Source organism: Roseomonas sp. WA12 (assembly GCF_054165765.1).
This window is the reverse complement of the sequence record NZ_CM135108.1, coordinates 3,501,980-3,520,498: the sequence shown is the minus strand read 5'-3', so window position 1 is coordinate 3,520,498 and position 18,519 is coordinate 3,501,980. Positions and strand designations below refer to the sequence as shown.

Below are 18,519 nucleotides of genomic sequence, written 5' to 3'. Positions count from 1 at the left end.
GGGCGCATAGCAGCGGCGGGCTGCATGAGCCACCCCTGTCGGCCCGCAGGAATGCCCTATGTTAAAGCCTGGATCAGTGGGGGAGCGAGGGCATGGCAGGTGGCACCGGACGTTACGACGGCGTGGCGCAGGTGCTGCACTGGGGAACCACGGCCCTGCTCTTTCTTATGCTGCCTTTTGTCTGGGTGGCGGAGAACTTTCCGGAAGGGCCCGTTCGGGTCTTCTGGTACCTGATGCATGAGTCCTTCGGGATCACGATTTTTCTGCTGGTGATCGCGCGACTGACCTGGCGGTCCGCCCATCCACCGCCAGCAATGGGCCAGGCCGACGGTCTGCCGCTGCGTGTGCTGGCCCAGGTCAATCACTGGCTGCTCTACGCGGTTCTCCTCGTGATGCCGGTGACGGGCTACCTGATGGCCGGGAATGGCCAGCCCGTGCCGTTCCTCGGCCTGTTCTCCCTTCCGGGGTTGCCGAAGAACGAGGCGCTGGGTGTCATCGGGAACAGGATTCACGTGGTCGGCCAGTTTGCCGTCTATGGGCTGGTGCTTCTGCACATCGCTGGAACGGTCTGGCACGTGGCCGTGCGGCGCGACGGCACTCTGGACCGGATGTTGCCACCGCAGGACAGACAATCCGGGCTGCCGTGAGGATCTGAGTGGCTGTCCGTCGCCGCAGCCCGGATCGTATCACCTCGGTCCATACCCAATTCGTCTTATGAAACCAGAGAGACGCTTCGCTGTGGAATCCCGCGTCAGGGTTCCGTGTCGCTTCCAAAGGCGGAACGCCCCGGAGGGCGGTCCGGCCATTCGGCTCTCCCGTCGGGCTCAGATCCGACCCGTGGCCACAAGTTCGCGGGTGCGCGTCAGCGTGGACAGCAGGGCAGCCTTGTAGCCCTTGTCCCCGTCGAACTGCGCCTGCTCTGCCTTCTCCTCGGGGCCATTCGGCTCCCTGCCGCGCAGGCCTAGGAAGCAGTAGAACCTGAGCTGCAGCGCTCCCACCTCATCCTCGAACAGTTCGTTGACGATGGCGCCCTCGCGTGGGCCGGTCGCCTGGAAGAAGGTGACCTTGCTCTGGGGCTCGAAGGTGATGATCTCGCGCAGGTCGCCGCCCGCGATCGTGGCTTCCCGCACGACATGCGTCGCACTCTCCTCCACAACCTCGCAGCGGGTGCAAAGGCCGGGCGGGAGGAACAGGCGGGCATCGTGGGCCTTGAGGACCAGGCCCTCCCATAGCTGCGCGCGGGTCAACTCGGTTTCGCCTTGCGGGTTCACCGGGACGGTAGCGGTCGAGTAGATCATGGCGATGCTCCTGATGCGTGTCGCTCGGTCAGCTACGCCGAGACCGCGATTTCGGCCGCGAAGTCGCGATAGGAGCGCAGCGGGCGCCCCAGCAATTTGGTGAGGCGCTCGACATCGCCGCTTTCGGGCAGCATCCCGTCGGTGAGGAAGCGTTCCGCCATCAGACGCATGTCGTAGGCCATCCAACCCGGCATGAACTGCTTCAGGTTGCGCTCGAAGCCGGCAGTGTCGTCTCCAGGAAAGGCGACGGGGCGCTGCAGCACATCCGTCCAGGCAGCCGCGACAGCGGCACCGGTCAGCGTCTCGGGGCCGACCAGGTTGATCCGGTTGATCGGGAGCGGTGCGACGGCCCGCTCGCGGCGGATCAGCTCGAGCGCTGCGATCTCGGCGATGTCGCGCGCGTCGATCATGGCGAGGCCCTTGCTGCCGATCGGCATGGGATAGATGCCGTGCCCGAGCACCACGTCCTTGATCATGAGATCGTTCTGCATGAAGTAGGCCGGGCGCAGGATGGTGGCGTTGAACCCCATCCGCTCGACCATCCGCTCGACAGCGAATTTGCCCGCGAAATGCGGCACGTTCACGTAGAGGTCGCTGTGAATGACCGAGAGATAGACAACCCGCTCGATCCCGGCCTCCCGTGCGAGGTTCAGCGCGATCAGGGCCTGGGAGAATTCATCGGGCACGACGGCGTTGAGCAGGAACAGGGTCGAGATGCCGGAGAGCGCGCTGCGGAGGGAATCGACGTCCAGCAGGTCGCCCTGCACGACGGTGACGCCCGCCGGGAGCTGTGCCTTTGAAGGGTCGCGAACGAGGGCGCGGGTGTCGGCGCCGTGATTGACGAGGTGTTCGACGACTTGCCGGCCGATCGTGCCAGTCGCGCCGGTGACGAGGATGGTCATGGGGATCACTCCTGAATGGTGCCAAGGAACATCCCGAAAATGAGTGATCCACTTGAGAGCCGATAGACGCTAAGTCTGGACGCCTCGTCCCACTGGTGGAACACATGGATCTGCTCGCCCTTGCCGACTTCAACCTTGTCGCTCGGCATGAGGGGTTCGGGCGCGCTGCGCGCGCCGCAGGTCGCCCGAAAGCGACGCTGTCTCGCCGGGTGGCGGAGTTGGAGAGCAGCCTCGACCTGCGCCTGTTCGAGCGCGGCGCGCGCACCCTGAAGCTGACACAGGAGGGACGGGCGCTTTACGAGCGCACAGGGGCCTTGCTCAGTGAACTCGACGAGGCGGCCGCCGCCATCGCATCGGGCGTGGACAAGCCCAGGGGCCGGTTGCGGATCAGCGCACCTCTGGTCTTCTCCCTGGTCGCGATGGGACGGCTGGCTGCTGGATTCGCATTGAAATTTCCGGAAGTCCGGCTGGAGGTCACAACGGAGGACCGGGCCGTCGACATGGTGGAGGAGGGCTACGACCTGGTTATCCGGGTCAATCCGGATCCGGATGAGAGCTTGGTGGGCCGGGTGTTCCTGCGCGACCGGCTGGTCGTCGTGGCGAACCCGGCCCTTATCCGGCCGGCGAATGGATCGGCTATCCCGGCCGTTGTGCGCGGGTCAGGCGATGGTGTCGCGGCCTGGAGGGTGAAGACGCAGGAGGGACCCTCGAGCATCGCCATCCAGGCGGTCCTTGGCCTGTCGTCGCTCATCATGGTCCGCGACGCGGTCCTGGCAGGGGCGGGTGCCGCGCGGCTGCCGATCTCGCTTGTGAGCCACGACCTGGCAGCTGGAAGACTGGCGCACTGGGGCGAGGTGGACGGTCCGGATATCGCGCTGTGGGCGCTGTATCCATCAAAGCGGCTGCTGAGCTCTCGCGTCTCCGCCTTTCTCGACCATCTGAAGGACGCCTTTCCGAAGGGGAGCCCTGACGAGCTCGCGGCCTTCATCGAGGGGTGAGAAGGCTCCAAGATCCTTTGCTCGCGGGCCTGACTCGGCCGTCAGGCTCGCCAACCTCTTCCAAGCCGGCCTGCTTGGCTGGGGACGGCGGAACGGGTGCCTCAAACAGCCCTGTAGCGCAGCTGCCGCTTGCCATTCGTCAAAGGCTCCACCTTCTGACGGCACGCACCCCGGAAAGCTTGGCGAGTCATCACAACGCGAGTGCTACGAGGGCGGCGTCAGGCAGGTGCCTGTCGAAGCTGCCCCCGTTTCGTCAGTTCGCCACGCGCCGTCGCATGATCCGGGCGAGGCATGACACGACCTCCGCAGGGCCGTAGGGCTTGGTGATGACCGGGGCGTCCGCGTGCTGCCCCTTGTTCACAGCCGAGGCCTCGTAACCGGTCGCGAACACGAAGGGTACGCCCAGCGTGGCAAGGCGGTCGGCGACCGGGATTGCCGACTGACCATCGGCGAGGCTGTAATCTATGACGGCGGCATCGATCCCGCCCTCGGACAAGGCCGTCGTGATCGCCGACAGGGCCTCGTTGACCCTCGCGGCCTGCACGACCGTCTCGGCGCCCGCGATCATCAGGGCGTCTTCCAGCAGGAAGGTGATTAGCGGCTCGTCTTCCACGACAAGGATGCGCCGCCCCTGAAACTCCGAAGTCATGCTGAACTCCCTGGTCGAGAAAACCCGTATGGCTGAACCTGGATCGGCGGGTGCATGGGGGCTCGGGACAAGCCCGCTCCCGGAATGGCCTGCAGCCCTGTCCCTCCGTCACAGCACGATCCTGCGCGATGATCCAGCACCCATGCTGCATCTCGGCGCGGTTCAGCCCCTGGCAGAAAGACGTGACGGTTGCGGTGTGGCCGGGACGGTCAGCGCCGCTTGGCGGCGGGGGATGCCGGCGCCCGTGTGGGCTGGCCAGCCGGGGGAAGATCCTCTTCCAGGATGGTGAGATGTGCGGCGTAGGACACCTCTCCATCCTCTGCATCACGGTGGAGCGTGCCGATCACCTCCCCCCCGGCCTCGATCTCGACGCTCATCCCCGCCTGCTTCGGGGCTATGACGCTGATGCGCTCCGTCCCCAGCAGCCGGCGCAGATAGGCCTGCACACGCTCGATCTCAGACTTCGTCACTCTGCAAAAACTCCCACCGGCCCGGGCGCCGACACGGGCCCTCCCGCCCGAGAACCGCTTCGCAGCGGCGTTGACTTGATTTGGTGAAGGGACCCGATGCGCTGTCCCGTCTTCCGAGGAGGCGGGTCGGTACTGCGACGTCGGTTGGCATGCTGTTGTAACATGCGTTGGACATGGGGCATTCAGAGCCAGTCGCGCAAGAGCAACCTGTTCTCTCCCGTCCCCCAATGCTGGCATCGCCTCCGGTTGCCGCCCAGTTCCTGAGCAATGCGGCCTCCGTGGCCGGCGGAATGGTACTCACGAAAATCGCCATTCCATTGCCCTTGGTCAGGGAGGGCAATGGAATGTCCGGGCCAAAGCCGAGACCCGCCTGTTCCTTCGATCAGCCGCGCGATGGCGGGACGGTCGGGGCGCCACTGCCGAGCAGCTTGCTCATCATGCCGCTCAGGCCACCCTCGCCCAACTCGCCCTCATGCTGGGGAAGGCTTCCCTGAGGCGTTGCCTTGTCGACGAACTGGGGAAGCAGGCCGCTCAGCTCCGCCAGCACGCTGTTCCGGTCGGTGCCCGCGTGACGAGCCGCTTCGTCGAGATCCTGCGGATCGAAGCTGCTCTCCAGATCCTGGGGTGATATCTGCTGGTTGGGTCCGGGCGTCATCCAGGAATCGACCTGGTGGCCGAGGCCCTGGCTGCGAAGTCCCCCGAGAAGGCCGCCGAGGCCGCCAAGCAGCCCGCCGAGGCCCCCTGCCGCACCAGCGCCACCGAGCAGTCCGCCCAGGCCGCCAGCAGAGCCCCCGGCCGGCGAGCCTCGGGAGCCGAGCAGGCCACCCAGCAGTCCGCCGAGACCACCCCCTGATCCGCCGCCTGCCATGGGCGAAGTGGCGCCCCCACCAAGCAGGCCACCCAGAAGGCCGCCGAGTCCGCCGCCCATGGGCGCCGCGGTGCCGCCCTGCATACCGCCCGCCTGCGCGCCACTGGCCTGGGAATGCTTGAGGAGCTGCTGGATGAGCAGGGCCACGGCCGCCATTTTTACGCCGTTCGACATGCCGCCGGTGATGCCGCCGCCAGACTGGCCCGAAAGGTGGTCGCTCATGATGACTGGTCTCGCTGGATGCTGTTCGGGGTCACAACGCCCCGTGCGATGGCGGCGTTGCGAGTGGCCGGAGTCGACCCGCCTGCGGCCACGCGAAGCGCTCGCGGTTCATATGCAGGAACGGATGGATGGCGAGGATCACGCCCGGCTCGTGCGCAACCTCCGGAAGGTGAGGGAGTAGCGCAGGCTGCTCACCGCCGGGATGCTGTGCTCCCATTCGGTCCGGGACAGGCCGGACAGCAGGTAAGCCGAGCGTGGCTCCAGGGTTCGTGACGCTCTCTCCCACCCGGAGCCGGTCTCCCGTCTCAGGCGGAAGACACAGGGCGAGACGAGCGAAACGCCAACAACTTCCTCGAACACCGGCTTGTCCCTGTGCCAGCCGATCGCTGCACCGGCCGAGTACTCGGTGACCAAGACCTGCTGCAGCTCAGCGGCTTTCAGTTCAGCGAAGGCTGCTACGCGGTCCCGGAGAGGAAGCAGGAAGGGCGGGATCTCGTCCGCCTGCCGCAGCTGTTCCCGGCTGAAATCGTAGCTGGATCCAAAAGAGACGATACGTCGCTTGCCGACATACTCCCTGAACTCGAAGGCGGCGAACGGGAGGTTGCCGAACTGCTCTACAAGCTCATGCTCCTGCTCGGGCGTGATCAGGCCAGGTTGGTACCGGAAACCCTCGGGTAGGGACGGGGGCTCAGGCGCAAAGAGGCTTGGCTGTACGGGCTTCATGGTTCTGCTGAAGGAGGATGGCTGGAGGTGGTTTCAGCGGATTGGGCGCAGCGGTTCCCATGGTGAGAATAACAACGGACAAGGACGGGAGTGGCCGGTCGCAGTCTATCGGCCCGGGTTGTCGGGCGGCTGGATGACCTCTATCCGATTCCTGGACCCAGTTCAGAGCCGCGGTGACCTCGTTCCGGGGCAGGGCTGCATTCGCACCGACACTGGGTCGTCCATCAGGACGGGAAGCGGCATGGGCGACAGCGATCTTGAAAGCACGGCGTGGCGATTGAGCCCGAGTGCCTACTCAGCGGGCCGCTCGATCGAGCACGCAATGCCGCCGCGCCCGCTCTCGCGCTACCTGACGATGCGGGACGGTTGCCGGATTGCGGTGGACGCCTGGGTGCCGGACGGCGTCACGGGGCCAGTGCCGGCGGTGCTCATCCTCACTCCCTACTACCGCCGCTTCGCCGTAGCTGCCGGAAGCGACGCTGATCCCATTCCCAATGCGGGCAAGTTCGTCCGCCACCTCGTCCCGCGGGGCTACGCGGTGGTGGTGGTCGATGTGCGTGGTACGGGCGCCAGCTTTGGCACTCGAGACAGCTTCCGGTCACCAAGGGAACGCGAGGACAGCCGCGAGATCGCGGATTGGGTCGTGGACCAGCCATGGTGCAATGGCCGCCTCGGCGCCACTGGCATCTCCTATCCCGGCGCTGCCTCCGACTTCCTCGCCAGCACCGGGCACCCAGCGGTGAAGGCCATCGCGCCGCTCTTTGCGGTCTGGGACACCTGGCAGGACCACTACTACCCGGGAGGCGTGTTCCTGAACCGCCTTGCACGCTCCTACGACGACCTGATGATCGCGATGGACCACGACCGGCGCGATCTCCTGAAGAACATCGCATATTACGCAAACCCGGATCTCCAGGGGCCGGCGCCGGTCGATGAGGATCCGGATGGCGTACTCCTCGGCGAAGCGGTGCGGGAACATCTTGGCAGCTTCCACATGCCCGACTTCATCACGGAGTTCCGCTTCCGCGAGGAGCCGCTGCCCTATGATGCGGGATTCAGCTCGGCCTCGTTCAGCCCCTATGGCTATCGCGACCACCTCCGAAAGGACGTTGCGGTGTTCGCCTGCTCGGGTTGGATGGATGGCGCGGGCTTCAGCAATGGCGCGATTGCGCGCTTCCTGACCCTCAAGGAAAACCCCGTTCATCTTCTGCTCGGTCCCTGGGACCACGGGGCCCGCAGCAATGTCTCCCCGTGGCGCGACGGGCCAGGATCCCGCTTTCCCTTGCTGGACGCGTTGCTGCGCTTCTTCGACCACTACCTGATGGAGCTCGGCACAGGACTGGCGACGGAGTCTCCGGTCCACTACTTCTCCATCCATGCCGAGTGCTGGCAGGAATCGTCATCCTGGCCGCCCGTCGAGGAGAGGCAGCGTCTGCATCTCGCCTCGAACGAGTTGGAAGCTGCTGTGGGTGATGCCGGGTCTCGCATCTTCCAGGTGGACTTCACGGCTGGCAGCGGAACGAACACACGCTACGAGAGGCTCGCCGCGGTCGATACCACCACCTACTACGCCGACTGGAGCGTAACAGCGGCACGCCTGGCCTCATGGACCAGCGCACCGCTGCAAGCCAATATGGAGCTGACCGGGCACGGTGTTGCGGACCTCTGGATCGAATCTTCCGAGCCGGACGCGGCGCTCTTTGTGTATCTGTCCGAGGTAGAGGCGGACGGCGCCGTACGCTACGTCACCGAGGGCGTGCTGCGCGCCCTGCACCGTCGGGAAAGCCCGCCACCACGGTCCTACCAGACGGCATGGCCCTCCCGCAGCTTCGCGCGTGCCGACGCGGTGCCGCTTGTTCCAGGACAGGCCGCGCGGCTGCGGATCCCGCTTCTGCCAACCTCGTGGATGTTCCGGGAGGGCAGCCGCATTCGCCTCTCCATCGCTGGCGCGGATGCCGATCATTGTGCGTCGGTGCCCCATGGGCGCCCGCCTGTTCTCTCCATCCTGCACGGTGGCGAGCGTGCTTCGGCACTGGACCTTCCGATGCGACCATTTGCCCGTCGATCCAAGGAAGGATCCAAGCCATGACGATCAGGCGCCGCACCCTGGCCATCGCAGCCATGGGAATGGGGAGTGGGTTGGCGCCGCTCCGGGCGACGGCGCAGGGCACCTTTCCCACGCAGCCGATCCGCCTCATCGTCTCTCAGGCGGCCGGTTCCAACACGGATGTGGTCGCACGGCTGATGGCCGAACCCATGGCCCGTAAGCTGGGCCAGCCTGTCGTCGTGGAGAACCGCGCCGGCGCCAATGGCGTGATCGCGACGACCTTCATCAAGCAGCAGCGGCCGGACGGGCACACGATCGCGCTGGTCGGGGTCTCGTTGCTGACCTTCAATCCCTATCTGTACAGCAATCTTCCCTATGATCCCGCGCGCGACTTCACCTATGTCGCCCCGGTCTCGGATACGCCTTTCATCCTCGTCGTCAGCCCTAAGAGCCGCATCACCTCGCTTGCAGAATTCATCGCGCGCGCGAAGGCGGAGCCTGGGCGTCTCACTTTCTCCAGCGCCGGCATCGGCAACTCGACCCATCTCGCCACCGAGATGCTCGCTGATCGCACTGGCGTTCAGCTCACCCATGTTCCGTATGCAGGCACCAGCCAGGCCCTGACCGCCGTGATGACCGGGGAGGTGGATGCGATGATCAGCGTGCTTGGCAATGCCCTGCCGCAGATCCGCGACCGGTCGCTCGTGCCCCTTGCCGCCGTTGCCGCGGCCCGCTCGCCTGACCTGCCCGAACTGCCCACGCTGACGGAGGCGGGAGTGGACGCGCCGGTCATGCCGGGGTGGCTTGCCCTGGTGGGGCCGGCTGGGATGCCGGGGCCGGTCGTGATGCTGCTCAACGCAGCGGTGCGCGAAGCACTGGCGGACCAAGCTGTCACTCGGAACATGGTCACATCCAGCATCGTACCCATCCCCGGTTCAGCGGACGATATTCGCGGGCGTGTCGCGCGGGATGGAGAGGTCTGGGGCGGGTTCATTCGCGCAAAAAACCTGCGGGTCGAGTGAGGCTGCCGTTGGTGCGTCCATTCGGGCTTTGGCCACGGCCGGCCCATCGGACGGCCGGTTCCGAGCGGAGATAGGTGGGCGGCGTTAACCGCAGCCCGGGCCTGAAGAGCGATGATCGAGAGGGCAGGCGGTGGCGGTTCCCCTTGAATCGTGAGTCGCAGCGGCCGCCACGACATCGAAGCTTGGGGCAACGCGCAAGGCACCTCGGCTCGCGATGGAGGTGCTGAGGGGAGGGGGCGGACTGTCTGCCGGGCGTAAAGGTCTCAGGGGTGCCCGGGACCAGAGACTGCGGCCTTCAGGATGTCCCCGTGATCAGGGGGAACGATGCGCCGGTAGGCTGCTTCGGCGAACTCGAACGCCCCGAAGGCCATCAGTCCAAGGGCAACGAACCCGAAGAGGACGCGTCCAAAGGGCTGCTCCTGCAGGGCAAGCAGGGCGCCGCCAAGGCCGCGGGCCTCGCTGGCGTCTGACTGCCATGCCGCGGCAATCAGGAAGCCGCCGATGATGAGGAACACCGCTGCCCGTGCGGCATAGCCGGCACGGCCCAGCGGGATGATCCAGGAGGCGACCTTCGGCATGCAGGAGAGGTGTTTCCGGAAGGATGCCGTCCAGGCCTTGGCGGCCATGCCGAGGGACGCTCCGAGTACGGCCAGCCCCACGGCGCTGACAAGCCACCGGCCGAGGGGCTGGCCGAGGAGCCAGCGCGTCCAATCTCGGGTGGCCTGCTCCTCCTCCCCGCCCGACGCTGTCCCCGCCACGAGGCTCAGGGCGAAGGTACCGAGGCCGACATAGACAATGGCCGAAACCAGCTGCCCGGCCCGCGTGGCGATCGCCTTCCACGAGCGGCCCAGTCCATCGGCATCCAGGAGTGATTGGAGTGCACGCCAGAGCGCGAAGCCGAAAAGGCCGAGCGCCACAACCGCGAGGAGGACGGCCCCCGACGGCTGCGAGAAGATCGTCTGCAGGGCCCCCTTCGATCCGGTTACCTCGCCGCCCTGACCGATCGCGGCCAGCAACGCCAGAAACCCGATGAGCAGGCTGACGAAGCCACGGGCTGCATATCCACCACGAGCAAGCAGTTCGAGGCGATTGCGATATGCTAGCATTGTGATTCCAATCCTGTGCAGGCACCGCGACCTGACGGTCATGGTGCCTGCACGATTCTTTTCCGGACCCTTTCAACGCCTCAGGACGATGCCGGTTCGGAGTGCTGGGCCCGCTTCGAGAAGGGCAGCAGCATTCAGCGCCGCGCGGCAGTCACCTCGATTTCCACGAGCCAGCCTGGATTGACGAGCCCGGCAACCTGCATGACGGAGCGCGCTGGGACATTCGGCTGCGCTGCCGTGCCAAAGTGCTCCGAATAGGCCGCCATGAAGCCATCGAAATCCATGCGCCCTGCCTTGGCGGGATCGCCGACGAGGAAAACCTGCATCCGCACGACATCGGCAAGGGAGAGGCCGATGGATTTCAGGCTCGTCTCGATCCGGGACAGCACGTTCGAGGTCTGGGCCCGCGTGTCGCCGAAGCTGGCGAGGCTGTTGCGCGGCGCGTTGGCATCCGCGACCGCTGGCACCATGCCGCTGACCATGACGGTGGTCGCGCCCGCCGGCACCTCCACTGCCATGGCAATGGGGAAGTTTGAACCGGGGTTACGGTGCCGCACGATCTCCTGCGCAAAGGCCGGCGCGGCGCTCGCGAGGAAAACGGAGGCGAGCAGCAATCGTCTCATGGCTCTGGCTTTCCCTTTCGGGGTCTCAGGGTGGCTGGGCATCATGGGCGGGCGGTCTTCACGCTCTCGGGCGTGGCAGGATCATTCCGGTAGTTGTTCCCGAGATTGGTGCGAACCCAGTTGACCACGGCCGCCACCTGCTGGTCGTCGAGTTGGTTGGCGAAGCCTGGCATCCCGTGCAGCCCGTTGAGGACGATGCTGACCGGATAGTCCGGGAACTCGAGCTTCTCGTTGCCGGCCAGTGCCGGATAAGCCCCGGCCCCGACCGCTCCACGTCCGTCGGGCATGTGGCAGCCCGCGCAGATCGCGCCGTAGAGCGCGCGGCCATCCTGCTGGCCGAAGCGCGTCGCCGAAACGAAGCCGTGGCTGTCGGAGGCCGCCTCGCCCTGGCGTTGCTGCGCCGATTGGGGCGGGGAGGCTGCGCCTGCCTGGGAGAGTGCCGGCAGAGGCAGAAGCGCCGCCCCTGCAGAAGTGAGGAGGACGGCGCCGAGGACGCCCTGGTACAGCGGGCGCATCACGCGGCCACCACGCGGCGGTGCAGGCGCGAGATCGCGTCGAGCGAGGACAAGATGGCACCCTCCTGCCAGGCCGGGATGTAGGAGGCGTGCTCGCCGGCCAGCACGATGCGGCCATCGAGCGCGCAGAGGTTGTCGTAGTGCTCGTCCCGCATGGGATCGGTCCAGGCCCCGTTGCAGCCCATGGCGCCGGGCACGCGATGCCAGCCGACCGAGACGCCGCCATCGAACTCGTCGCGGTACTGCGGATGCAGGGTGGCGCCCCATTCCAGGGCGCGCCGCACGCGCTCCTCATGCGGAAGCGCCGTGAACTCGTAGGCATAGGGGCCGAAGGCGTAGGCCCCGAGCAGCACACCCTTGCCGGTTGAACCATAGGCGGTGGAGGGGTAGGAGATCATCCGGATCGGCAGGTCGGTGTAGGAGATGCCGCCATAGATGTGCTCGTCCTGCTCCCAGAAGCGGCGCTTGAACTGCAGCCCGACCTTGACTGAGGCGGAGTAGGGCACCGCCCCGATCGCGGCTGCCATCGGCCCGCTGACATTCATCTCGATCTGGCTGAGGATCGAGAGGGGGAGGGTGCAGACGCACCAGTCGGCGCGCACCTCCTCCGGCTGCGCCCCGGCGCGCTGCGTGTCCTGCACCGTCGCGGTCACGCCGCGCTCATCCTGGCGGATGGCGGTGACCTTGGTGTTGTAGCGGATCAGCCCGCCCACCTCGCGCGCCATTGCCTTGGCGATCATGTCCATGCCGCCGACCGGCTGGAACATCGTCGTCTGGAATTCGTAGAGCGAACCGGTGACGAGGAAGGACCAGAGCCGTGAGGACAGCACGTCCTTCAGCGCCACGGGTTCGGACGGAACGGGCCGTGCCGTCAGCCCGCCGCCGGGATCGCGCTCGAAGCCGCGCCGGTCGGAGGTGAGGACCGATTTCGAATAGGTCATGTCGCGGTTGAGGGCGCCCCAGGCGCGCAGCGACTCCAGCAGGATTTCCTGATCCTGCTTGGTGACCATCTCGTCCAGCTTGCCCTGGCGCGTTGCCTTGGCCAGCAGTTCCGCGATACCGCCCTGATAGTCCGCGTTGATCTCGCGGTAGCGCTGCGGCTTGCCGCCGAACGCGTTCCGCCCATGCACAAGTGTGTTGTAGTTCACCTGCACGAAGGGCTCGAGCGCCACGCCCAGCCGCTTGCAGTAGTCGAGCACGGCATGATGATTGTACGGAATGCGCCAGGGGCCGGGATTGAAGTAGAGGTCGCGGTCGAAATTCACGGCCTGGGTCGTGCCGCCCAGCTCCGTGTACCGATCGCCGCCACGCAGTGACCAGCAGCGGCCGCCGGCGCGATCGGAATACTCCAGCACCTGCACGCGGTATCCGGCTTTCCGGAGCTCCATCGCCGCGACCATGCCGGCGAGCCCGGCGCCGAGGATGAGAACAGAGGCGCCGCGTGGGTCACCCTCAAGCCTGATCGGGCCGGAATAGGCGGATTCGGCCGCTACGCCGAGGGCGCCCATCATTTGGTACATTGCGGCACCGCCGGCAGCTGCGCCGATGCGCGCCAGCAAGGCGCGCCGGCTGGGCGTGCCGGTGCCAGGCTCGCTGTGTTCTGCCATTTCGGCTTCCTCCGTCCGGGCCTTGCTGGTCCCGTTCCTGCTCTCGTGAATTGGTAGCAGATACAGGACAAAGCAGATCACGCGACGGACACGCCTTCAAGCAAACTGTCGCGTCGTTCCGCGTTCGGATCGGCGCTTAAGGTCCTCAAGCTTGTGGCCGGTACACATGCCCACTCGCGCGAAGCGGGAAGGGTTGCATCGCGACATGCGCGATGCTTGCAACGGGCATATGTTGCTGGTGGACTGTGAACGGGGCCGTGAGACCCAGCGGGGCAACCACGCTACTTCGCTTCTCGTCGCTTTTCTCAAAATCGTTCCAACGCCTGCAATGCAGGGACATGATCTGCCTGTTGGCATACTGCTGCGCGTCACCATTGCGGCACGGGAGCGGTGCCTTCTCGAATAGCGGGGTCTCGGTTCAGCAAGAGCTGCGGCTCACCCTTCTCACCGTGCTGCAGGACATTAGTGGGACGCCCGGGGCTGACCTGTTGCCGGAGAGGTGAGCCGCACTCAACCATATGTGAGTCGCTACCCGGTCTTCTGGGCTACGCCCTCGCCGCGGGCATCCTGCTGGACGCCGTAAAACGCCTGCCCGATGTCCTCGAAGCGGATGGATGATTCCTTGAGGGCGCCTAGCCCAAGGGTGTGAGGCGCCCTTTTCGTCCACAGGGATGGCGGCCCGCTGCCCTATGGAGGGCTCAGGGCCGCCTACCTGGAGGTAAACATTAACTCCGTGACATGTATGGGCGCCGCGTGCTAGCGCCCGCCCATGGTTGAAGACTGGGCGACGGCTGTCGCGGCCTGGATGCAGGCCAACACCGCTTGGGCGGCTCCCGCCACCTTCCTTATCGCGTTCCTGGAATCATTTCCGGTCGTCAGCATCGTCGTGCCCTCCACGGCGCTGCTGCTGGCGCTGGGCGCTCTCATAGGGAGCGGGCTGGTCGAGCCATGGCCCGTTCTCCTAGCCTGTGCGATCGGGGGGATCCTGGGTGACGCGGCGGGATACGGGCTCGCCCGCCTCTTCGGGCCCTATGCCATCCGACGTCGCCTGCCGCGAACCTGCTGGCGCGCTTACGCCTGGTCCGTTGCGGTTTTCCGGCGCTGGGGCTGGTGGGCAGTGTTCTTCGGACGCTTCATCGGCCCGATGCGGGCCGTTACGCCCCTGGCGGCCGGCGTAACGGGCATGCGGAACCTTCCCTTTCAAACGGCCAACATCCTCTCCGCTCTTGTCTGGGCACCTGTCGTGCTGATGCCGGGGGCGGTTGGCGGGTGGGTCGTCCAGCGGCTCGGCACCCAGCCGAGTGCGGCTGTCCTGGCCACCCTGGCCGGGATCGGTTTCCTCCTTTGGCTCGGCCGTGGCCGGATGCGCCCGCTGCTCTCGGCAACGCGTGCCTCTGGCCGCGGCTGATCCGGGAACTGGGACCGGGCGCTTCGCAGCCACCGACCTCCGGCTGCAAACCGAAGTCGCCCTGTGAAACGCCGATGCCTGAAAGCCGGGTGGTGGAACGGCTGCTAGGCCGCGGACTGCCGAATTGGCGTAATCGTCAGGGAAGAACCTGCCGGCAACCGTGGCTTCGGGGTTTCTGCCCCTGTAAACCTCCTCCGCGTAGCAACCGGCAGCCGATGTGAATGCGGGGCAGGCCCTGGCCAGCCCCAGGCCCTTTGATGGGGCGGAGCTTGGAGTACCTTATGGTGATCGCCGACCTGTTCTCCTCCTCCGATGGCATCCTGAGCATCGGTCCGTCGAACAAGGCGGAACTGCTCGACATGCTCTCGTCCGAAGCCGCCAAGCGCCTCGGTCGCAAGAAGGAGGACATCCACCAGCCCCTGCTCAACCGGGAGAGGCTTGGCTCCACCGCCCTCGGCCGCGGGATCGCGCTGCCGCATGCAAGGCTGGACTGGCTTGAGGAACCCTTGGCCATACTGGCCCGCCTGGACCCGCCGATCGACTTCGAGGCCCGGGACGGAGAGCCGGTAGACCTTGTGTTCCTCGTCCTGTGGCCGGAATCGGCACCTGAGGGCTTCCTCCCCGCCCTGTCCGGCATCTGCCGCGCGCTTCGCGATGACCGCATACCGCGCCAGCTTCGCCAGGCCGGCTCGGCCGCCGAGGCATTAGCCAGGCTGAGGGCAGCGGACGATCCGGACCCCGACGTCCAGCCCTGACGTCACCCTCTCCGGGCCAGACCGAATGGCCCGCACTCCCCGCCCCGGATATTAGGACGGCGCCTCATGCCCGACGCCCTCTCTCTTTCGGCTGTCATCGGCCTTCCCTATCTGGGCGCCCTGGTCGCAGCGCTGCTTCCACGCAACCACCGCAACCTGGAATCCTGGCTGGCGGGCGGTGTGGCGCTTCTGTCGCTGGTGATGGTCTGGCTTCTCTGGCCGTCCGTGTCCCAGGGGGAGGTGCCGCGGCTCGAGCTGCCCTGGGTGCCGGAACTCGGCCTGACCTTCGTGCTGCGCATGGACGGGCTGGCCTCAGTCTTCGCCGCGATGGTGGCGGGCATCGGCTTTCTCGTCGTGCTCTATGCCCGCTACTACATGTCGCCGGACGACCCGATCCCGCGCTTCTTCTCCTTTCTGCTGTTCTTCATGGGCTCAATGATGGGGCTAGTGCTCTCGGGCAACCTGATCCAGCTCGTCTTCTTCTGGGAACTGACCAGCCTCTTCTCCTTCCTGCTGATCGGCTACTGGCAGCATTCCGCCGCTGCACGCGACGGAGCGCGTATTGCGCTGACGGTCACCGCAGGGGGCGGGCTGGCGCTGTTTGCCGGCATGCTGCTGCTGGGCCACATCGTCGGCTCTTATGACCTGGACCGCGTGCTGGCGTCCGGCGACGTCATCCGCGCCCACCCGCTCTATGTCCCGACTCTTGTGCTGGTCCTGCTGGGCGCGCTGACGAAGAGCGCGCAGTTCCCGTTCCATTTCTGGCTGCCTCAGGCGATGGCGGCGCCCACCCCTGTCTCGGCCTATCTGCACTCGGCCACGCTGGTGAAGGCCGGCATCTTCCTGCTTGCACGGCTCTGGCCCGTGATGGCCGGCACGGACGAATGGTTCTGGATCCTGGGCACCTGCGGCACGGTCACGCTGCTGCTGGGCGCCTATGTCGCCATTTTCCAGCACGACCTGAAGGGGCTGCTGGCCTATTCCACGATCAGCCATCTCGGCCTGATCACGCTGCTGCTAAGCCTGAACAGCCCGTTGGCGATGGTGGCCGCCATCTTCCACACCATGAACCACGCGACCTTCAAGGCGTCGCTGTTCATGGCGGCCGGCATCATCGACCATGAGACCGGCACGCGCGACATCCGGCGCCTGTCGGGCCTCAACCGTTCCATGCCCTTCACCGCGCGGTTGGCACTGGTGGCTGCCGCCGCCATGGCCGGGGTGCCGCTGCTGAACGGATTCATCTCCAAGGAGATGTTCTTCACCGAGGCGTTGACGGCCTCCTCCTCGCCCAGCCTGCTGCACAGCGTGCTGCCCCTAGCCGCGCTGGCGGCCAGCGTGCTCGCAGTCGCCTATTCCCTGCGCTTCATCCACGGTGCCTTCTTCGGCCCGGATACCGATGATCTGCCGCGCACCCCGCACGAGCCGCCACAATGGATGCGGCTGCCCGTGGAGGTGCTGGTCTTTCTCTGCATGGTGGTCGGCATTCTGCCGGCTGCCACGGTCGGCCCGTTCCTGGATGTCGCGGTCCGCTCGGTGCTGCGTGGCAGCACCCCGGAATACAGCCTTGCCGTCTGGCACGGCTTCAATCTGCCGCTGGTGATGAGCCTCTTCGCGCTGGCACTCGGGGTGCTGCTCTACCGGCTCTTGCAGAGCCACTTGGTCGCCGGCGTGGAGGGAACGCCGCTGATGCGCGGGCTGGATGGCCGCCGCATCTTCGATCGCACCATGGTCTTCCTGTCCTGGCGCTTCGCCCGCACGCTCGAGCGCCTGCTGGGGACCAGCCGGCTGCAGATGCAGTTGCGGCTGATGGTCTGCGGTGCCTTCCTGGCCGCCACGCTCGCGCTGATGCCCTATGGCTTGCGCCTGGGCGGCGTGACCCTGACGCCCGTGGATCCCGTCGTGGCGTTGATCTGGCTCGTCGGTGCCGGCTGCGCCATCGGCGCCGCCTATCAGGCTAAGTACCACCGGCTGGCCGCGCTGGTGCTGCTAGGCGGTGCGGGCCTGGCGACCTGCCTCACCTTCGTCTGGTTCTCCGCCCCGGATCTGGCGATGACGCAGCTGCTGGTAGAGGTCGTGACCACGGTTCTTCTGCTGCTGGGCCTGCGCTGGCTGCCGAAGCGGCTGGAATTCACCCGGGCATCCATGGCGCTGCTGCCGCGGCTCCGCCGCGCGCGGGACTTCGTCATCGCACTGGGTGCCGGCGCCGGGCTGACGGCCCTGTCCTACGCCACCATGACCCGTCCCTCGCCCGAGGGCCTTTCCCGCGACTTCCTCGAGCGCGCCTACACGGAAGGCGGCGGCACCAATGTGGTCAACGTCATCCTGGTGGATTTCCGTGGGTTTGACACGCTGGGCGAGATCACCGTGCTCGGCATCGTGGCGCTGACCGTCTTCGCGCTGCTGCGCCGCTTCCGCCCGGCGCCCGAGAGCGTCAGCATGCCGGACCAGCAGGACGGCGAGGCAGGGGACTGGCTGCTGGTGCCGGGTGTCATCATGCGGATGATGTTCCCCGTCATCTGCGCGGTCGCAATTTTCCTGCTGCTGCGCGGGCATGACCTGCCAGGCGGCGGCTTCGCGGCGGGACTGATGATGTCCATTGCGATCCTGCTGCAATACATGGCCGGCGGCACGCGCTGGGTGGATGACCACCTGCGCGTCCATCCGTTGCGCTGGATGGGCGCGGGCCTGCTTCTGGCCGTCGGCACGGGCGCCGGGGCCATGGTGGCGGGGCGTCCCTTCCTGACATCATACTTCGCCTATGCGGATCTGGGGTGGCTGGGCAAGCTGCCGATGGCCAGCGCCGTGCTGTTCGACCTGGGCGTTTTCGCCCTGGTCTTCGGCGCGACGGTGCTGATGCTGATCGCGATCGCGCACCAGTCGGTCCGCAGCCCGAAGCCGGCCCGCCCCGTCCTGCCCGAGCGCATGCCGGCCAGCCCCGCGATCGCAGGAGACGACTGATGGAACTCATCCTGGCCATCTCCATCGGCGTGCTCGGTGGTTCCGGCGTGTGGCTGCTGATGCGGCCACGCACCTTCCAGCTCATCATCGGGCTCTCCCTGCTCGCCTATGCGGTGAACCTGTTCATCTTCAGTATGGGGCGCTTCCCCGTCGGCCGGCCGCCGATCCTGGATCCCGGCACGTCGGGCGACCCGGCCGTCTTCGCCGATCCCCTGCCGCAGGCCCTGGTCCTGACAGCCATCGTCATCAGCTTCGCCACCACCGCGCTGTTCCTCGTCGTGATGATGGCCTCCCGCGGGCTCACTGGTGGCGACCATGTGGATGGAAGGGGGCCGGGGCAGTGAG

The 18,519-nt window shown here is 66.6% G+C and carries 18 protein-coding genes; 8 read left to right on the top strand and 10 right to left on the bottom strand.

The genetic code is table 11. From position 1 onward, the window contains the following. Positions 1-92: 92 nt before the first annotated feature. Positions 93-647, top strand: coding sequence for a cytochrome b (locus ACVBD7_RS16785; RefSeq protein ID WP_458094377.1), 555 nt, complete (start codon positions 93-95; stop codon positions 645-647). Positions 648-824: 177 nt separating this feature from the next. Here the strand turns inward: ACVBD7_RS16785 and ACVBD7_RS16780 are convergent, their stop codons facing one another. Together ACVBD7_RS16780 and ACVBD7_RS16775 are read right to left on the bottom strand one after the other, a co-directional pair. Further along, on the bottom strand, positions 825-1,298 hold the full coding sequence (locus ACVBD7_RS16780) for an AtaL-like protein (protein WP_458094376.1): 474 nt from the start codon (positions 1,296-1,298) through the stop codon (positions 825-827). A gap of 32 nt (positions 1,299-1,330) precedes the next feature. After that, positions 1,331-2,200, bottom strand: a complete 870-nt coding sequence (locus tag ACVBD7_RS16775) for an SDR family oxidoreductase (RefSeq protein ID WP_458094375.1) — start codon at positions 2,198-2,200, stop codon at positions 1,331-1,333. A gap of 104 nt (positions 2,201-2,304) precedes the next feature. On the opposite strand from ACVBD7_RS16775, the gene ACVBD7_RS16770 reads away from it, so the two are divergent. Beyond that, on the top strand, positions 2,305-3,198 hold the full coding sequence (locus ACVBD7_RS16770; protein ID WP_458094374.1) for a LysR family transcriptional regulator: 894 nt from the start codon (positions 2,305-2,307) through the stop codon (positions 3,196-3,198). Positions 3,199-3,451: 253 nt separating this feature from the next. On the opposite strand, the gene ACVBD7_RS16765 is transcribed toward ACVBD7_RS16770, so the two are convergent. From ACVBD7_RS16765 to ACVBD7_RS16750, 4 genes are all read right to left on the bottom strand, one after another. Further along, the gene (locus ACVBD7_RS16765; protein ID WP_458094373.1) at positions 3,452-3,847 is read right to left on the bottom strand and encodes a response regulator; all 396 of its coding nucleotides are present in this window, start codon (positions 3,845-3,847) and stop codon (positions 3,452-3,454) included. A 209-nt stretch (positions 3,848-4,056) separates the two neighbouring features. Then, positions 4,057-4,317 carry a DUF3126 family protein gene (locus tag ACVBD7_RS16760; protein ID WP_458094372.1) on the bottom strand — a complete coding sequence of 87 codons (261 nt, stop codon included), beginning with the start codon at positions 4,315-4,317 and terminating at the stop codon, positions 4,057-4,059. A gap of 382 nt (positions 4,318-4,699) precedes the next feature. Beyond that, complete coding sequence (locus tag ACVBD7_RS16755) at positions 4,700-5,407, bottom strand: YidB family protein (protein ID WP_458094371.1); 708 nt, start codon at positions 5,405-5,407, stop codon at positions 4,700-4,702. A 138-nt stretch (positions 5,408-5,545) separates the two neighbouring features. After that, positions 5,546-6,130, bottom strand: coding sequence for an alpha-ketoglutarate-dependent dioxygenase AlkB (locus ACVBD7_RS16750; protein WP_458094370.1), 585 nt, complete (start codon positions 6,128-6,130; stop codon positions 5,546-5,548). Positions 6,131-6,371: 241 nt separating this feature from the next. Here ACVBD7_RS16750 and ACVBD7_RS16745 point away from each other — a divergent pair, with 241 nt between their 5' ends. Together ACVBD7_RS16745 and ACVBD7_RS16740 are read left to right on the top strand one after the other, a co-directional pair. Continuing rightward, on the top strand, positions 6,372-8,219 hold the full coding sequence (locus ACVBD7_RS16745) for a CocE/NonD family hydrolase (protein ID WP_458094369.1): 1,848 nt from the start codon (positions 6,372-6,374) through the stop codon (positions 8,217-8,219). Then, complete coding sequence (locus tag ACVBD7_RS16740) at positions 8,216-9,199, top strand: Bug family tripartite tricarboxylate transporter substrate binding protein (protein WP_458094368.1); 984 nt, start codon at positions 8,216-8,218, stop codon at positions 9,197-9,199. The genes ACVBD7_RS16745 and ACVBD7_RS16740 overlap by 4 nt, the downstream gene beginning before the upstream one ends. A 263-nt stretch (positions 9,200-9,462) precedes the next feature. Here the strand turns inward: ACVBD7_RS16740 and ACVBD7_RS16735 are convergent, their stop codons facing one another. The 4 genes from ACVBD7_RS16735 to ACVBD7_RS16720 form a co-directional block, all read right to left on the bottom strand. Further along, positions 9,463-10,305 (bottom strand): DUF1206 domain-containing protein, encoded by an 843-nt coding sequence (locus ACVBD7_RS16735; RefSeq protein ID WP_458094367.1) that lies wholly within the window; start codon positions 10,303-10,305, stop codon positions 9,463-9,465. 134 nt (positions 10,306-10,439) lie between these two features. Then, the gene (locus tag ACVBD7_RS16730) at positions 10,440-10,928 is read right to left on the bottom strand and encodes a RidA family protein (protein WP_458094366.1); all 489 of its coding nucleotides are present in this window, start codon (positions 10,926-10,928) and stop codon (positions 10,440-10,442) included. A gap of 41 nt (positions 10,929-10,969) precedes the next feature. Then, positions 10,970-11,443: a c-type cytochrome gene (locus ACVBD7_RS16725; protein WP_458097716.1), complete on the bottom strand. Its 474-nt coding sequence runs from the start codon at positions 11,441-11,443 to the stop codon at positions 10,970-10,972. Further along, positions 11,443-13,050: a flavin monoamine oxidase family protein gene (locus tag ACVBD7_RS16720; RefSeq protein WP_458094365.1), complete on the bottom strand. Its 1,608-nt coding sequence runs from the start codon at positions 13,048-13,050 to the stop codon at positions 11,443-11,445. Before ACVBD7_RS16720 ends, ACVBD7_RS16725 begins: the two co-directional genes overlap by 1 nt. 769 nt (positions 13,051-13,819) lie before the next feature. On the opposite strand from ACVBD7_RS16720, the gene ACVBD7_RS16715 reads away from it, so the two are divergent. The 4 genes from ACVBD7_RS16715 (at position 13,820) to ACVBD7_RS16700 (ending at position 18,518) form a co-directional block, all read left to right on the top strand. Continuing rightward, the gene (locus tag ACVBD7_RS16715) at positions 13,820-14,458 is read left to right on the top strand and encodes a DedA family protein (protein ID WP_458094364.1); all 639 of its coding nucleotides are present in this window, start codon (positions 13,820-13,822) and stop codon (positions 14,456-14,458) included. 281 nt (positions 14,459-14,739) lie between these two features. Beyond that, a complete protein-coding gene (locus tag ACVBD7_RS16710; protein WP_458094363.1) occupies positions 14,740-15,213 on the top strand; it encodes a PTS sugar transporter subunit IIA in 474 nt (157 codons plus the stop codon). Between the two features lie 66 nt (positions 15,214-15,279). After that, positions 15,280-18,174, top strand: coding sequence for a monovalent cation/H+ antiporter subunit A (locus ACVBD7_RS16705; protein WP_458094362.1), 2,895 nt, complete (start codon positions 15,280-15,282; stop codon positions 18,172-18,174). Beyond that, positions 18,174-18,518, top strand: a complete 345-nt coding sequence (locus tag ACVBD7_RS16700) for a Na+/H+ antiporter subunit C (protein ID WP_458094361.1) — start codon at positions 18,174-18,176, stop codon at positions 18,516-18,518. Before ACVBD7_RS16705 ends, ACVBD7_RS16700 begins: the two co-directional genes overlap by 1 nt. The last annotated feature ends 1 nt before the right edge of the window (position 18,519 follow it).

What these genes read in the sequence shown, in the direction of transcription:
- ACVBD7_RS16785 (WP_458094377.1), top strand. Translation starts at nt 93, where the DNA reads ATGGCAGGTGGCACCGGACGTTACGACGGCGTGGCGCAGGTGCTGCAC.
- ACVBD7_RS16780 (WP_458094376.1), bottom strand. Translation starts at nt 1,298, where the DNA reads ATGATCTACTCGACCGCTACCGTCCCGGTGAACCCGCAAGGCGAAACC.
- ACVBD7_RS16775 (WP_458094375.1), bottom strand. Translation starts at nt 2,200, where the DNA reads ATGACCATCCTCGTCACCGGCGCGACTGGCACGATCGGCCGGCAAGTC.
- ACVBD7_RS16770 (WP_458094374.1), top strand. Translation starts at nt 2,305, where the DNA reads ATGGATCTGCTCGCCCTTGCCGACTTCAACCTTGTCGCTCGGCATGAG.
- ACVBD7_RS16765 (WP_458094373.1), bottom strand. Translation starts at nt 3,847, where the DNA reads ATGACTTCGGAGTTTCAGGGGCGGCGCATCCTTGTCGTGGAAGACGAG.
- ACVBD7_RS16755 (WP_458094371.1), bottom strand. Translation starts at nt 5,407, where the DNA reads ATGAGCGACCACCTTTCGGGCCAGTCTGGCGGCGGCATCACCGGCGGC.
- ACVBD7_RS16750 (WP_458094370.1), bottom strand. Translation starts at nt 6,130, where the DNA reads ATGAAGCCCGTACAGCCAAGCCTCTTTGCGCCTGAGCCCCCGTCCCTA.
- ACVBD7_RS16745 (WP_458094369.1), top strand. Translation starts at nt 6,372, where the DNA reads ATGGGCGACAGCGATCTTGAAAGCACGGCGTGGCGATTGAGCCCGAGT.
- ACVBD7_RS16740 (WP_458094368.1), top strand. Translation starts at nt 8,216, where the DNA reads ATGACGATCAGGCGCCGCACCCTGGCCATCGCAGCCATGGGAATGGGG.
- ACVBD7_RS16735 (WP_458094367.1), bottom strand. Translation starts at nt 10,305, where the DNA reads ATGCTAGCATATCGCAATCGCCTCGAACTGCTTGCTCGTGGTGGATAT.
- ACVBD7_RS16730 (WP_458094366.1), bottom strand. Translation starts at nt 10,928, where the DNA reads ATGAGACGATTGCTGCTCGCCTCCGTTTTCCTCGCGAGCGCCGCGCCG.
- ACVBD7_RS16725 (WP_458097716.1), bottom strand. Translation starts at nt 11,443, where the DNA reads ATGCGCCCGCTGTACCAGGGCGTCCTCGGCGCCGTCCTCCTCACTTCT.
- ACVBD7_RS16720 (WP_458094365.1), bottom strand. Translation starts at nt 13,050, where the DNA reads ATGGCAGAACACAGCGAGCCTGGCACCGGCACGCCCAGCCGGCGCGCC.
- ACVBD7_RS16715 (WP_458094364.1), top strand. Translation starts at nt 13,820, where the DNA reads ATGGTTGAAGACTGGGCGACGGCTGTCGCGGCCTGGATGCAGGCCAAC.
- ACVBD7_RS16710 (WP_458094363.1), top strand. Translation starts at nt 14,740, where the DNA reads ATGGTGATCGCCGACCTGTTCTCCTCCTCCGATGGCATCCTGAGCATC.
- ACVBD7_RS16705 (WP_458094362.1), top strand. Translation starts at nt 15,280, where the DNA reads ATGCCCGACGCCCTCTCTCTTTCGGCTGTCATCGGCCTTCCCTATCTG.
- ACVBD7_RS16700 (WP_458094361.1), top strand. Translation starts at nt 18,174, where the DNA reads ATGGAACTCATCCTGGCCATCTCCATCGGCGTGCTCGGTGGTTCCGGC.